The organism is Bacillus sp. RZ2MS9, from assembly GCF_001816185.2.
Lineage (GTDB): Bacteria > Bacillota > Bacilli > Bacillales > Bacillaceae_G > Bacillus_A > Bacillus_A cereus.
In genome coordinates, this window is the sequence record NZ_CP049978.1 from 4,635,879 (window position 1) to 4,651,416 (window position 15,538).

Below are 15,538 nucleotides of genomic sequence, written 5' to 3' on the forward strand. Positions count from 1 at the left end.
AATTAACTGAATATTTTTTCTAGGAGGTATTTATATTGAAGAATGTAACAAAGGCTTCTATCAATGATTTAGATTCAATCGTCCATATAGATATTGACGTAATTGGAAACGATAGTAGACGAAATTATATTAAGCACACTATCCGTGAAGGCAGATGCATCATTGTAACAGAAGAAAATTCTATCTCTGGCTTTCTAACATACGATACAAATTTCTTTGGTTGTACTTTCCTCTCATTAATCATTGTTTCACCAACTAAAAGAAGGCAAGGCTATGCAAGCTCGTTAATCTCATATATGTTAAGTCATTCTCCTACTCAAAAAATATTTTCTTCAACGAACGAATCGAATGAAAGTATGCAGAAAGTATTTAACTCGAATGGTTTTATACGTAGCGGAATAGTTGAAAACTTAGATGAAGGTGACCCTGAGATTATTTTCTATACAAAAAAGCTCAGAACATAAACGCTCTGAGCTTTTTCAAATGATTTAGTTTGCAACAACGTTAACAAGTTTTCCAGGAACAACAATTACTTTACGAACTGTTTTCCCTTCAATTTGGTCTTGAATTGCTTCAAGTGCAAGTTGTTCCATTTCTTCTTTTGATGCGTCTTTACTCATTGTTAGTTTTGCGCGAACTTTACCCATAACTTGAACAACGATTTCAACTTCATCTTCTACAAGTTTAGACTCATCAAATGTTGGCCAGCTTGCATATGTGATTGTTTCATTGTATCCAAGTTTGCTCCATAGCTCTTCCCCGATATGAGGTGCAACTGGTGCAATCATTTTTACGAAACCTTCTACATATTCTCTTGGAAGTGTTTCAGCTTTGTATGCATCGTTGATGAATACCATCATTTGAGAAATCGCTGTGTTGAAGCGAAGCTCTGCATAGTCTTCTGTTACTTTCTTCACTGTTTGATGGTAAGCTTTTTCAAGCTCTTTATTTGGTGCGTCAGTAATTTTCTCACTTAATTCACCGTTATCTTGAACGAATAGACGCCATACACGGTCTAGGAAACGACGAGCTCCGTCAAGACCATTTTCAGACCAAGCGATTGAAGCATCTAATGGTCCCATGAACATTTCGTATAGACGAAGTGTATCTGCACCGTGGCTTGCTACGATATCATCAGGGTTTACAACGTTACCTTTTGATTTACTCATTTTCTCGTTGTTTTCACCTAGAATCATACCTTGGTTGAATAATTGTTGGAACGGTTCTTTCGTTGGAACTACACCGATATCGTATAATACTTTATGCCAGAAACGAGCATATAGTAAGTGAAGTACAGCGTGCTCTGCACCACCGATATAAATATCAACTGGAAGCCATTGTTTTACTTTTTCAGGATCTACAAGTGCTTCGCTATTGTTTGGATCGATGTAACGTAGGTAATACCAACAGCTACCAGCCCATTGCGGCATTGTATTTGTTTCACGACGACCTTTTTTACCAGTCTCAGGATCAACAACATTTACCCACTCGTCAATGTTAGCAAGTGGTGATTCACCTGTACCTGAAGGACGGATGTTTTCTGTTTTCGGAAGAACTAATGGTAATTCCTCTTCTTTCACAGCTGTCATTGTACCATCTTCCCAGTGAATTACTGGAATTGGCTCACCCCAGTAACGTTGACGGCTGAATAACCAGTCACGTAGACGGTACGTTACTTTTTGATTTCCTGCGCTCGTTACTTCAAGCCATTCAATCATTTTTGCGATTGCTTCTTCTTTATTTAATCCATCAAGGAATGCTGAGTTTACGTGTGCACCATCACCTGTGTACACTTCTTTCGTAATATCTCCGCCTTTTACAACTTCCTTCATTGGAAGATTAAATACTGATGCGAATTCATAGTCACGCTCATCGTGAGCTGGAACTGCCATTACAGCACCTGTTCCGTAAGTTGCAAGAACATAGTCAGCGATCCAGATTGGTAATTTCTCACCGTTTACTGGGTTCACTGCGTAAGCACCAGTGAATACACCAGTTTTTTCTTTCGCAAGTTCTGTACGCTCTAGGTCACTCTTCATTTTTACAGCGTTAATGTAAGCTTCTACCGCTTCTTTTTGTTCTGCTGTTGTAATTTCTGCAACAAGTGCATGTTCTGGAGCTAGTACACAGTATGTTGCACCAAATAATGTATCAGGGCGTGTTGTGAAAACTGTGAATTTCTCGTCTGTACCATCGATGTTGAAGTGTACTTCTGCACCTTCAGAACGGCCGATCCAGTTACGTTGCATATCTTTTAAGCTTTCTGGCCAATCAAGCTCATCTAGATCTTCTAATAGACGATCTCCGTAAGCTGTAATTTTTAACATCCACTGTCTCATCGGACGACGCTCAACTGGATGTCCACCACGCTCACTCTTACCGTCAATTATTTCTTCGTTTGCAAGTACTGTACCAAGTGCTGGGCACCAGTTTACAGGTACTTCATCAACGTAAGCTAAGCCTTTTTCAAATAGTTTTAGGAAGATCCATTGCGTCCACTTATAGTAGTTTGGATCTGTTGTATTTACTTCACGGTCCCAATCGTAAGAGAAACCTAATGATTTAATTTGGTTACGGAACGTATTAATATTATGCTCTGTAAATTCAGCTGGGCTGTTTCCAGTATCAAGTGCATATTGCTCTGCTGGAAGACCAAATGCATCCCATCCCATTGGATGAAGAACGTTATATCCTTGCATACGCTTCATACGAGATAAAATATCTGTCGCTGTATAACCTTCTGGATGTCCTACGTGTAAGCCTGCACCTGATGGATATGGGAACATATCTAGTGCATAAAATTTTGGTTTTTCTGTCTCATCTGGCGTACGGAATGTTTTATTCTCTTCCCAGTACCCTTGCCACTTCTTCTCAATTTCTTGATGATTAAAGCTCATGAGATACCCTCCTTGAAATTCTATTTATTTTCACCGCCCAAAATACAAAAAACCTCTCATCCCTAGAAAGGGACGAGAGGTTATAGATTCCCGCGGTACCACCCTAAATTAATGTACAAATATACATTCGCTTAGATCCGTAACGTGGATTAACGGCAATTGCTACTATTAGTTTCACAACTGCAACTCAAAGGCGAGTTCATAACGAAACGTGGATTGACTTGCACCGACCGTCAACTCTCTAAACCCGCTTCTATTACTACTACTCCTTCTCACTGTTATTACACATATAAGTTAAGTGAACTATCCTTCACTTAGTATCTCTTAAGAGCTTACTTAAAGCGAGGACTTCTCGGTTAATCGTTACTCTTAATAACTAACGAATTTATCTTAAGACAGCCGAGCTATCTCCCTTGTTCTAAAGGTTGTTTTATTTAAATATATTCTAAAACATGTTACATGTTCCGTCAAACTAAACTGCAATTTTTTCTTCAACTGTTTCTTCTACTTTTACTCGTTTATCATAAATGCTCGTTGCTATAAGCGCTACTACAAGCATTACCATGATTGCTATAAACAATACTTCCATATTGTATAAATCCACAATTGCTCCGCCAACGACCGGCCCGAACATTTTCCCTACAGTCGCCGCACTATTTACAACCCCTTGATAAAACCCTAATTTATCTTTTGGTGCAAGTATATTTGCAATCGTTGGAACCGCAGGCCATACAAATAACTCACCTATTGTTAATGTTACCATCGCAACGAGGAACATCGTAAATTGCTGCGCTTGGCTTAACACAATGAATGACGCCGCAAAAATGAAAATCCCAATCATAATTTGCTGTTTTAAAGAACGCTTCATCCAACGAATTAGCATACTAACAAGTGGCTGTGCACAAACAATCATTGCTCCGTTTATCGTCCATAATAAACTATAGTGACGAAGGCTAATATTCAATTCTTGCATATGTGTTGCAATCGCTCCTTGCCACTGTACGTATGTAACCCAGCATAAAGCATATGCTACACACACGATAAGAAGTGCTTTAAATCCAGGTGTAAGTGACCACCCTTTTTTCGTTTCGACTTCTTTTTGCACTCCTGGCTCTTTCTTGTCTTCCATACCGCGGAATCCAATAAAAGCAATTAAGAAGAAAACAAAGTATAAAATAAAGTTCGCTAAGAAAATATAATCAAAACGATACGATGCAACTAATCCACCACATGCTGTTCCGATCGCAATACCAACATTTTGTCCAACGTACATCGCATTAAATGCCCGTCTTCCGCCTTCTGGCCAAACCGTACCAACCATCGCATACATCGATGGGAAGACCATTCCAGAACCGAAGCCGATTAACGCTAGCCATACAACATATAACGGCCAACCGTGGAAGAACACAAGACCTAAAATTGATACAAGTGTAATCACAATCCCTACTAAAGTTGATTTATAACCGCCCCATTTATCAAATAAAACACCGCCGAGCAAGTTTCCGATTACACCAGTAAGCGAGTTGATCATTAATACCATTCCGGCCACAGATAAAGATTTTCCCAAGTGATCATGTAAATAAATTGTATTAAAAGGCCATAAAAAAGAAGCACCCGTGACATTAATAATCATCCCAGCTACTAATAGCCATACTTTCCTTGGCATAGCTTCCCCTCCTATTCTATTTTTTTCGTTCATATATATAACAGTAAAATTGTAGTCGTTTTTAAATAGGAAGGCAACTGATTAATAGTTGATGAAATTCAGATAATAGTTCGTCGGTAAATGAATTTATATTGGTTGCTTCTTGGATTATATCAGCGATTATCAGAATATATCGGCGCAACTACAAATATATCAGCGATTATTAAAATATATCGACTTACCGACAAAAAACGACAACAGTAACAATATATAAAAGGGTAGACTGCATGAAATTTTCATGAAGTCTACCCTTATTTGTACTATCCAACTTCCTTTTCTCGCTTCACACGTTCTTTAGCACTCCATTTAAACACCTTATCTAGTAGCGAGTATATTCTCCCAGATTCTTTCGTTAACAAAGGTCCTAACGATGCTAATATTAAAACATACAAAGCTGAGAACGGTTTAATCGCTGCCATTAAGCCACCCGCAATTCCAATATTCGCGACGATAATAGAAAATTCTCCGCGTGATACAAGTGTTAAACCGATATTCGTAGAAGCCTTATGCGATAACCCAGCTTTACGCCCCGCAACCATTCCAGCAGTAAAATTACCGATAAGAGTAATGAAAACTGCTCCTAATGCCAACCACACTGCTCCGCCAAGTGAAAATGGGTCTATACTTAAACCGAAGCTGAAAAAGAATATAGCTCCAAAGAAATCACGAAACGGAACGACAAGCTGTTCAATTCGATCACTATGCTCTGTTTCAGAAAAAACGAGTCCTAGTAATAATGCTCCAATTGCCTCTGCAACATGAATCGTTTCTGAAAATCCTGCTACAAAGAACAAAATAGCGAATATTACAATAATAAAAATTTCATTGGACGAAATATCTAACATTTTATTTAAAAACCGTGTAGCTTTTCTAGCAACTACAAAGAATAGTAGCATATAACCTACTGCGATTAAAATAGATGTAAGAGCACCTACAAATGATGTTGCCCCTCCAAGTACTAATCCTGAAACGACTGATAAATATACCGCTAAAAAGATATCATCAAACATAATGATTCCTAAAATTAGCTCCGTCTCTTTATTACCAGATCTTCTTAAATCAACAATTACTTTCGCAACAATTGCACTCGATGAAATTGTTATGATCCCAGCAATAATTAATGTTTCTAATAAGGGGAAACCCATTATATATCCGTAAAGTAAACCTAATATAAAATTAAGCGATATATGAACAGTTCCCCCAAAAGCAATTGATTTTCCTGATTTAATTAATTTTTTAATTGAGAATTCTAAACCTAAGTAAAATAGGAGGAATATGACGCCAACACGGCCGAGGAAGGAAATAACTTCTCCACTTTCAATAAATCTTAAATCGATAAGCCCTAAATCTGGGGCATGAGGCCCCACTAGCATACCGAGTATAATAAGAAACGGAATAATCGAGAACTTTAACTTTGCAGCGAGAATAGCTGCAAAAGCGACTAATACTAACGCAGTTCCAACTTCAAAGATTAAAGTATCCATCGATTATGAATCCCCTCCTACTGAAAGCAACTCATTAATAATTCTTTTCACTTCATGTCTCGCGCCTGATAATACGAGCATATCGCCAGCTTCAATGATAGAATCTGGGCCTGGATTAAAGAACTTCTTCATATTCTTTTTCAAAATGGCAATAATCGTTACGTTATATGTGTTTCGAACATGTAAACTACCAATTGTTTTTTGTACAACTGGTGCATTATTTTCCACCTTAAACCACTCAATTGATAATCCCTCAAAAGCCATTTCAATCGTATCTAAAGCTTGTGGCCTATATACCATTCCGCCCAATATAGCTGCAATTTGTCTCGCTTCAGAATCACGAAGAGAGACGCTTGAAATACTCTCTTCATGATCAGCATCAAAATGGTACATTTCTCTTCGGCCATCATCATGAATAACGATAACCATCTTTTCATTACCTTTTGTAATCACTTCAAACTTACATCCAATACCCGGCAGTTCACTCTCTCTAATATTCATATTTTCCGCCTCCTAATTTTTTAGTTACGGCTTTTATAAATCGACATCAATCTCCGTTTTAAAGCTCTCATCCTTTGAGATACCTAAATACTTTAGTGTCTCTGATGGAGTCGCGTGATGAAAATGTTTTTGCAATAGTGCAATCGCTATCCCTCTTTTGTACGCATGAAATCCGAACGTTTTTCGCATTGAATTCGTTCCGATTTTACCAACAACTCCAACTGCTTCTGCAGCATTATGAATTACACGATACGCTTGTTGGCGCGTAATTGAATTTGGCGTTTTATTAGATTGGAATACGTAATTTTCTCTTTTAACGCCAATAGATTGTACGTAATCTAAAAGCGCTTCTTTTACTTTTGTATTTAAATAAATATCTTGTTTAAATTTTTCATCTTTCACAGGAAGAGCATAAAACTCTTTAACAGTCCCGTCTTCATTTAATACATCTTCAAATTTCATGCTAAGTAGTTCTGTAATTTTTAATCCTGTGTTAATTCCAATAACAAATAAAAGATAATCTCGCTGGGAGTGCTCTTTTAAATATTTTTTCATAGCCTCAATTTGGCTTATATCTTTTAATGCCTCTACAACTTCCATACATGTATTCTCCTCATCTTATGAACGGTAATTTTCTCATTATGTTGTCCATTTTACCTTATCATGCTATGAGATTTCCATGTGTTATCCATTATTTTCACAATATACTCAGGTGGTTCTGAAAACTTTCAATGTGGAAACTTACGATTGTATAAATACGTTGCGGTAAAAAAATGTGGGGATAAAAGTTCAGCTTCTTTCTACAGATTGGATTCCTCCTTTCCTTATACAGCTACTTCTACTTTTATATTACGTTACTTACTTACATTATATTATACATTTCAGTAACATTAAAGTGTTTTTTCTGAAAATAATAAAAACCGAGCGTTTTTGCTCGGTTTTTATTATTAATCTTCTTTCGGAAGAACAATTCCTTTATACAATTGAACTGTAATGAAGTAATAAATCGCATAAATAACTACGAAAATTACGATTGGTATCCAAATACGGAAGTACGGATCGATTAAAATAAATCCGAAAATATTCATACCAACTAATACGTGAGCGATACCCACAATTGCTGGGAATAAGAATACTAAGAATAGCTCTTTATAAATCGATTTCGTTAATAACTCACGGCGCACACCGATTTTACGAAGCATTTGATAACGCGTAATATCTTTTGATGCACCAGAAAGAATTTTAAACATAAGACAGCTTGCCATCATTGCTAAGAACGCAATTCCAAGGAAGAATCCCATAAATACTGTTCCACTCGCAATGCCATAGAACCCACTATAAGCTTGATATTTACTATCCATTTGTTCAGCTTTTACATTTTTATATTTATCTAGCTGCAACTCGTCAAGTTTTTTCCATTCTTTTTTATATGTTAAAAAATCATCTGTTTTTCCGATAAATGCTATACCTTCTTTACCATTTATCCCATCATACATTTTTTGATCTACAATTTTAATTGCATGATCATTGTATAAATAATATGGATGGATTGTACTAAAAGCATCTGTCCATTCCGCTGAAAGTTCTTTAGTATTCGCATCTTTTTGATTCATCTCTCTAGAAACTGCACCTACCGGTAGTTCCTCTGAAACTTTTTTCGTATTTACTAAATCCTTCATAGACTTCATCTTTGCCATATCTTTTACGAAAGGACGATTTTTCTCTAAATCTTCTTTTACATAGTAAACGTATTTATCATCAACTTTGTAACGATATTCGCTTTTCTCTTTAAATGTAATACCATCTAAAATTTTCTTTTCTTCAGCTGTTGGATTATGAACTACTGAATCATATATTACTAAACCATCTACCATTTTTATAACGTTATTTTTAAATGCCATACCACCTGAAATTGCACCAGCTCCAAGTGCAACTAACATTGCCACTGTTGCAAGTACTTTTGTTAAACTATTAATTCGGAAGTTTAATTGTGCAAATGTAAAAGCATTAAGTCCTTTTTCACTACGCTTTTTATTACTTTTTAACTTTTTAATAATGACTGGAAGAAGTGAGCCAAATAGCATGTAAGTACCAGCTGTCGTTGTAATTAATGCAATAAGGATTCCCATCTCTTTTAGTTTTTCCATATAGATCATAGATGCATAACCTATACCTAATAAAATAACAGCAAGGAATGCCACTACAACTGTCTTTTTACCTTTTACTGCAACACGCTCTGTTTGTGCATCTGCATGTACTAGTTGCAATACAGAAATACGTGACAATTTAATACTGTTCATAATTGCTGATAATACAAATAGTGCAAAGAAGAAGATGCAAGTAACAGTCATAGATGGTAGATAAAATGCTTTATACCCTTCACCAGCAAATTCAAGCTGCTTCATTAATAACTGTCCAATACCTTCTGCAAGTCCTACTCCAACTGCAATCCCGATTGCAAGAGACGCAGCACCTAATACGATTGTTTCAATAAACATAAGTAATGTAACTTTATGTTTTTTCGCACCTAACATCATATACATACCGAACTCTTTTTGACGAAGAGATAATAAGAAAGAGTTTGCATATAAAATGTAGAAGAACGTTATAATTGCTAATAAAAATGATCCTGCTTGGAATACGAATCCAATAGATTTAATCACTGAATTAGATTCTAAAAATGCTTTATTCAGTGCTAACGTTTGGAACATGTAAAAAATTGAAATCGACATGACAAGACCGACAAGTAAGACGATATAATCTTTCAGCTTACTTTTCAGCCCCGACATGGAAAGTTTAAATAACATACTGGAACCTCCTTTCTTACGCCTTTTGTGTACCTAAATCTGCAAGTACATCTAAAATTTCTTTGTAGAACTCTTCACGCGTACCACCGCGATGAATTTCTTTATATAGCTCACCATCTTGAATGAATAAAATACGCTGACAGTAACTTGCACTATATGGATCATGCGTAACCATCATAATCGATACGCCTTGATCTTTATTTAAGTTTGTCATCGCATCAAGTAAACTCGTTGCATTTTTAGAATCAAGCGCTCCTGTTGGCTCGTCCCCTAAAATAATTGCCGGCTCATGCACTAAAGCACGCGCTGCTGCTGAACGTTGTTTCTGTCCACCAGATACTTCAGATGGATACTTTTGAAGTATTTCTGTAATCCCTAACATATCCGCTACTTTTTCTACTTTCGGTCCAATATTACGTGATGCGACACCTTGAAGAGAAAGTGGAAGTGCAATGTTTTCATAAATAGATAAGTTCTCTAATAAGTTAAAATCTTGGAAGATAAATCCTAATTTTTGCGAACGGAAATCTGAAAGCTCACCTTGCTTCATTTTTGTAATATCCGTTCCCGCAATTTCAACAACGCCACCTGTTGCCTTATCTAACGTTGAAATTACATTTAATAATGTCGTTTTACCGGAACCAGATGGTCCCATAATTCCAACAAACTCACCCTCTTGAATTGAGAATGAAACACCCTTTAACGCGTGTGATTGGTTCTCACCTTTTTTACCGTACACTTTTTGAACGTTTTTCACGTCTACAACTGGTTTCGTCATATATATCCTCCTACGCTTGTTTTTCCATTACCTATTTTGCGCTTTTTAGAAGTGAACTGCTATTTGTTAACATTACAATTACCTTACACTTTTGTAAGATAGAAAATGGATGCGTGTAAGGTTGGCTTTTCATACTAGTTCACATTTCGACATAGTAAATCGGTAAATGAAATTATATCGGCGATTGTTAAAATATATCAGCGGTTCTTACACTTTTATCAGCGATTTTTCAAATATATCGGCGATTCTTACACTTTTATCAGCGATTTTTCAAATATATCGACTTATCGACAAAAGATGACAATAAAAATAGGCTGTTCCGCGAAAGGAACAGCCCACTGATTAAAGTTTCACTTTATTTCTTTAAAGGTGTTACCGTCCAGTACGTAATAACACGCCAAACCCATTCTAATGGACCCATTTTAAAGATTTTCATCCAAATTACACTAAACACAATTTGAATTGCATAAATTGCGATACATACATATAGCGTCTGCATGTATGTTAAGTTACCTGCAAAGTTAAATACACTACCAGCAATTAAAATCATTGCCGTTTGTCCGATATAATTTGTTAAAGCCATACGACCGTAGTATTTCAATGGTGCTAATAATGTTTGAACTGGTTTTAACTGAAGTAATAAAATTAATGCTCCTACATAGAAAGCTGAAATAATTGGTCCAACAGTAATACCAATTTTTAGAAACTGGCTTGCAGCATCCATTGTTCCATCTTCATTCATCAATATCATATTTACAAATGGGCCAGCAGGCACGTGTCCATATTGATACCATACAGCTGCCACACTTAAAACAAACATAATGCCTGTAAAAATAGCGACTTGCTTTATGTTTTTTGAAAGATTTTCAAATACACGATATTGTCCTGCAGCAAGACCTAATAAAATTAAACCAAGTGGTAATAGTTCTTTAACACCCATTACACTAAAGGCTATTGTCAAAATAAGACCAATTACTAAGTTCGCTTGTTTTTTCGCTTTATAAAACGGTAAAACGATTAATCCGCAAATTGCATATAACGTTAACGCTTCTCCAGGCTGAAACATGTAATGAATCAAACCAAAAATAAATAATGCAACTACGCGGCGGAAAAATAGAACATATCCATTTTTCCCTTTCGCAATCGCTCTTGTAATGAAGATATAGAATCCCACTCCAAATAAGAATGAGAAAATCGAGAAGAAACGACCTTCTACAAATAAGTATAGAAACCTTTGATAGCTAGCATCTACTGTATTAGGATCTGGAGTTTTAATATTAAGTAGTGCTAAAATATTTACTAAAATAATCCCCAGTAATGCGAAGCCACGAATGTAATCTAACTCATCAATTCGTTTGTTTGTAATATTGTTCCCCATAAAGCAGCTCCTTGTCCAAAATTTAATCCTCCCTTACTCTACTGGAAAAGGACAATTACAACTATCGGCAAACCTTACAGAAATCTTACACTATTGTCATATAGCAAAATAAAACCAGGTCATATTTCGACCTGGTTTACTCTGATTGTTTTGATTTTTGAGGTTGTCCTTTTTTACTATTACGCTGTTTTACTTGAACAATGGGATCAAGTTCATTCGAAAACTCAGCGTTATGTCCATTTTGTGTTTTTTGCTCTGGGTTATTTTGATCTGAACGTTTCGCCATTACATTCACTCCTTATTAGTGCGGTGTAATAATCATTTGATGTTGCAATTGGCGAATTGCCATACGTGCTCTATTTAATTGCTCACGTTGCTCATCATTCGCATGTTGTTGCATCGTTTGTAAATCGTTATACGCTTGTTCTAATTGTAACTGTGCATCTGAATACTCCATCGTATTGTAATGCTCTTGTCTCATGCCTTGTTCTAATTGTTCTTTTGCATATTCCACCGCTTGTTCCGCTTGTGTAATATACGATTCAAGTGATTGACGCTCTGCCATAATTGTCCCTCCTTGCTTCAATTCCCCTTTAGTGTGTCCCTTCCATCTCTACCTTATGAGTATGTTATAATGGATTTTGTTTCATTTTGACTCGGCTTAGGAGGGAAAATAATGAAGGTTCAAAACCCTTTTCCATATACAAACGACAATAAACGTTATCATACATGGAATTACCATTTACGAAATGAATTTGGTGAAAAAATCTTTAAAGTTTCATTAGATGCTGGCTTCGATTGTCCGAACCGTGATGGTACAGTTGCTTACGGTGGTTGTACATTTTGCAGCGCTGCCGGATCTGGCGACTTCGCTGGTGATCGCCGCGATGATGTTATAACACAATATCATGAAATGAAAGAAAAAATGCGCTCAAAGTGGAAAGATGGAAAATGTATCGCTTATTTCCAAGCGTACACAAATACACACGCACCACTTGAAGTGTTAAAAGAAAAATTCGAACCGCTTCTAGCAGAAAAAGATGTTGTCGGTCTTTCTATCGCAACTCGTCCAGATTGTTTACCAGATGATGTTGTTGAATATTTAGCGGACTTAAATAAACGTACGTATCTTTGGGTTGAACTTGGACTACAAACCGTTCATGAACGCACTGCAAACCTTATTAATCGCGCTCACGATTATCCGTCTTACGTGGAAGGCGTAAATAAATTACGTAAGCACGGCATTAAAGTTTGCTCTCATATTATTAACGGTCTTCCACTTGAAGATTACGACATGATGATGGAAACAGCTCGTGAAGTAGCAAAACTTGATGTACAAGGAATTAAAATCCACTTACTTCACTTATTAAAAGGAACGCCAATGGTGAAGCAATATGAAAAAGGACAACTCGAATTCCTTTCTCTTGAGGATTACGTAAGTCTTGTTGTTGACCAACTTGAAATTATTCCAGAAGACGTAATTGTGCACCGTATCACAGGTGACGGCCCACCTGATTTAATGATTGGTCCAATGTGGAGCTTAAATAAATGGGAAGTATTAAATTCCATCGATGCAGAATTTGTACGCCGCGGAAGCTGGCAAGGAAAATATGCAAATGAGGAGAAACAACAATGAAATTAGAACGTGTATTACCGTTTGCTCGCACACTGCTGCAAACGGCTGTTAAAGAAGGCGACTACGCTGTAGATGCAACACTTGGAAATGGTCATGACACTTGCTTCCTAGCTGAAATTGTTGGGGATAGCGGAAAAGTATTTGGATTTGATATTCAAAAAGAAGCGATTGAAAGCTCAACAACTCGTCTAAAAGAAAAAGAACTTTTTGAACGTACTGTTTTAGTTCACGATAGTCACGATACACTTCTATCCGTACTACCAGAAGACGCAAAAGGAAAAGTAACAGGCGCTATCTTCAACTTAGGTTACCTTCCTGGCGGTGACAAGCATATCGTTACAAAACCGAACTCAACAATTTCGGCAATTGAACAATTACTAGAAGTAATGGCACCTGAAGGTATCATCGTCCTCGTCATTTACCACGGACACCCAGAAGGACAAGTAGAACGCGACGCTGTTCTCAAATTTGCAGAAGAGCTAGACCAAAAACAAGCTCACGTACTGCGATATGGCTTCATTAACCAACAAAACAACCCGCCATTTATTGTGGCGATTGAGAAACGATAAAGTGAAACTTTAATCAGTGGGGGGAATCCCCACTGATTATTAGTTGAACCAATCGGGCATTTATGGGCAGTTTATTTCCCAACTAACTTCTTTGCTCCAGCCGAATTTTAAGGTGGAAGTTTTACTGCCCGTTAATGCGGGGTAATATATCAACGATTTTTCAATTATATCTATCGTAACTCGGGATATATCAACGATTTTTTCGATATATCTATCATAACTTACAATATATCAACGATTTCTCGGATATATCGATTGTTCGACAAAACATAACAAAAAAAGACGTGCATTCACTGCACGTCTTTTTGTTATTCTCCTATATAATGGATATAAACATTCTTAAAGGAGACAAAACAATGATCGGAATACTAGCAGGAATGGGGCCAAAATCAACTGGTCCATTCGTCGATACAGTTGTAGCAAGGTGCCAAACAATATACGGAGCAAAACATGATATGGACTTTCCTCATATGATGATTTATTCGTGCCCAACACCGTTTTACATGGATCGTCCTATTGATCACGAGACGATGAAAAAAGCGATTATTGAAGGGGCACAAAAACTTGAAAGTACTGGCGCAAGCTTTATCGCTATGCCGTGCAATACAGCGCATCTTTATTTTGAAGAATTACAGCGATCTCTTTCTATTCCTATTTTGAATATAGTTGATGAGACGTTAAAAACAATTCCTGAAAATACAAAAAGAGTTGCTCTTCTCGCAACAGAAGCAACTGTTCAAGCTGGGATTTATCAAGATGGGATTACAAAACGTAATATAGAATACATTCATCATAAAAAATGGCAGGAAATGATTAATCAAATTATTACTTGGATTAAATCTGGAGAGAGTGAAGAAGCTCGCGAATTGTGGAATGTGCTCGTTTTACAATTGAAAGATGAAGTTGATACCGCTATTATCGCATGTACCGATTTGAATGTAGTGGCAAATGAGGATTTTGTTGATTCCTCTCAATGTCTTGCTGAAACGGTTGTTAGGATGTATGTAGAAAATATAAGGGGGTCCAAATGAATATATCTTGCTGGCTATTGTTTTCAGAAAGATTATGTTGCTGCAGTAAGTTCATTAATTCACCTTTAGTTGTAAATCTCTCTTTATAACATCCTTTGTATACACCGTTTTCAAAAGTAAATTGCGCTTCCAATTCAAAGAAAGGCGTTGGTTTAAAGTTTTTAATTTCCTGCTGTCGCTTGTTTATCAAACATAACGCAGGTGTTTATACTCGTATAAACACCTTGAATGCCTTTCTTACGTCAGTGTATATAACTTACTAGCATTCATTCCAATAATCCAATCGCTAATTTGATGTACTTGCACTTCAGCGAACATGCGCTCATAATCTGAACCAGGCTTTAAATTCTGAAAACCTTTTTTAATATCCTCTACTTCTAAACTATTGATCCACAAGCGGTTCTGTTTTTATTTGTACATCCTGCTTGTTGAATGAGTAACCTCGCAATTGCTTCACCCTCTCAAATTTAGTAAACTCCAACATAGCACCATGTTGGAGTTTTACTGCTACCTATTCATGGAACGCAACTTCCTAAGAACAACATACTATAGCATCATCAAATGCATCTTCTGGAACATACACCTTATTGCCCTCTACTTTATATGGAATATTGTTTCTTTCAAATCTTTCTGTGTCAACAGTTTCTACAGTGTCGCCCCATTTCACATATTTTCCTTTGTATTCTTTTTGACAAGCAGACAATATGAATAAAATAGCTAGACAAAAAATCAGTATTAAATTCTTTTTCAAA

General features: G+C 36.5%; 15 protein-coding genes, 1 pseudogene and 1 other annotated feature. Of the genes and pseudogenes, 4 read left to right on the forward strand and 12 right to left on the reverse strand.

All coding sequences use genetic code 11. The features are described 5' to 3' along the window. The first annotated feature begins 35 nt into the window (after positions 1–35). Positions 36–464: a GNAT family N-acetyltransferase gene (locus BHV55_RS23660; protein ID WP_000800325.1), complete on the forward strand. Its 429-nt coding sequence runs from the start codon at positions 36–38 to the stop codon at positions 462–464. A gap of 24 nt (positions 465–488) precedes the next feature. Here the strand turns inward: BHV55_RS23660 and leuS are convergent, their stop codons facing one another. The 10 genes from leuS to BHV55_RS23710 form a co-directional block, all read right to left on the reverse strand. Then, on the reverse strand, positions 489–2,897 hold the full coding sequence (gene leuS / locus BHV55_RS23665) for a leucine--tRNA ligase (RefSeq protein WP_000009466.1): 2,409 nt from the start codon (positions 2,895–2,897) through the stop codon (positions 489–491). 65 nt (positions 2,898–2,962) lie between these two features. Further along, positions 2,963–3,182: a binding site (T-box leader), on the reverse strand. Between the two features lie 187 nt (positions 3,183–3,369). After that, positions 3,370–4,563 carry an MDR family MFS transporter gene (locus BHV55_RS23670; RefSeq protein ID WP_001137561.1) on the reverse strand — a complete coding sequence of 398 codons (1,194 nt, stop codon included), beginning with the start codon at positions 4,561–4,563 and terminating at the stop codon, positions 3,370–3,372. Positions 4,564–4,862: 299 nt separating this feature from the next. Further along, entirely contained in the window at positions 4,863–6,086 is a 1,224-nt protein-coding gene (locus BHV55_RS23675; RefSeq protein ID WP_000380174.1) for a cation:proton antiporter, read from the reverse strand. Between the two features lie 3 nt (positions 6,087–6,089). After that, on the reverse strand, positions 6,090–6,587 hold the full coding sequence (locus BHV55_RS23680) for a cation:proton antiporter regulatory subunit (protein ID WP_016110821.1): 498 nt from the start codon (positions 6,585–6,587) through the stop codon (positions 6,090–6,092). Positions 6,588–6,620: 33 nt separating this feature from the next. Further along, positions 6,621–7,187 (reverse strand): tyrosine-type recombinase/integrase, encoded by a 567-nt coding sequence (locus BHV55_RS23685; RefSeq protein WP_000454205.1) that lies wholly within the window; start codon positions 7,185–7,187, stop codon positions 6,621–6,623. Positions 7,188–7,534: 347 nt separating this feature from the next. Further along, the gene (locus tag BHV55_RS23690) at positions 7,535–9,394 is read right to left on the reverse strand and encodes an FtsX-like permease family protein (RefSeq protein ID WP_000897799.1); all 1,860 of its coding nucleotides are present in this window, start codon (positions 9,392–9,394) and stop codon (positions 7,535–7,537) included. A gap of 16 nt (positions 9,395–9,410) precedes the next feature. Further along, on the reverse strand, positions 9,411–10,172 hold the full coding sequence (locus BHV55_RS23695) for an ABC transporter ATP-binding protein (RefSeq protein ID WP_000165837.1): 762 nt from the start codon (positions 10,170–10,172) through the stop codon (positions 9,411–9,413). A gap of 355 nt (positions 10,173–10,527) precedes the next feature. After that, entirely contained in the window at positions 10,528–11,550 is a 1,023-nt protein-coding gene (locus tag BHV55_RS23700; RefSeq protein ID WP_000527734.1) for a DUF418 domain-containing protein, read from the reverse strand. A 136-nt stretch (positions 11,551–11,686) separates the two neighbouring features. Beyond that, positions 11,687–11,836 carry a hypothetical protein gene (locus BHV55_RS23705; RefSeq protein ID WP_001129340.1) on the reverse strand — a complete coding sequence of 50 codons (150 nt, stop codon included), beginning with the start codon at positions 11,834–11,836 and terminating at the stop codon, positions 11,687–11,689. 15 nt (positions 11,837–11,851) lie between these two features. Beyond that, entirely contained in the window at positions 11,852–12,115 is a 264-nt protein-coding gene (locus BHV55_RS23710; protein ID WP_000840871.1) for a YtzC family protein, read from the reverse strand. 111 nt (positions 12,116–12,226) lie between these two features. On the opposite strand from BHV55_RS23710, the gene mnmL reads away from it, so the two are divergent. The 3 genes from mnmL (at position 12,227) to BHV55_RS23725 (ending at position 14,786) form a co-directional block, all read left to right on the forward strand. Next, on the forward strand, positions 12,227–13,186 hold the full coding sequence (gene mnmL, locus BHV55_RS23715) for a tRNA modification radical SAM protein MnmL/YtqA (protein ID WP_000868030.1): 960 nt from the start codon (positions 12,227–12,229) through the stop codon (positions 13,184–13,186). After that, positions 13,183–13,755: a tRNA 5-(aminomethyl)-2-thiouridylate-methyltransferase MnmM gene (gene mnmM, locus BHV55_RS23720; protein ID WP_000764497.1), complete on the forward strand. Its 573-nt coding sequence runs from the start codon at positions 13,183–13,185 to the stop codon at positions 13,753–13,755. The genes mnmL and mnmM overlap by 4 nt, the downstream gene beginning before the upstream one ends. Before the next feature lie 356 nt (positions 13,756–14,111). Further along, entirely contained in the window at positions 14,112–14,786 is a 675-nt protein-coding gene (locus tag BHV55_RS23725; protein ID WP_048568015.1) for an aspartate/glutamate racemase family protein, read from the forward strand. A gap of 7 nt (positions 14,787–14,793) precedes the next feature. Here the strand turns inward: BHV55_RS23725 and BHV55_RS23730 are convergent. Together BHV55_RS23730 and BHV55_RS23735 are read right to left on the reverse strand one after the other, a co-directional pair. Then, a pseudogene (locus BHV55_RS23730) lies at positions 14,794–15,235 on the reverse strand (DNA topoisomerase); the annotation flags it as partial. A gap of 83 nt (positions 15,236–15,318) precedes the next feature. Then, the gene (locus tag BHV55_RS23735) at positions 15,319–15,537 is read right to left on the reverse strand and encodes a hypothetical protein (RefSeq protein ID WP_000739867.1); all 219 of its coding nucleotides are present in this window, start codon (positions 15,535–15,537) and stop codon (positions 15,319–15,321) included. Position 15,538: the final 1 nt, after the last annotated feature.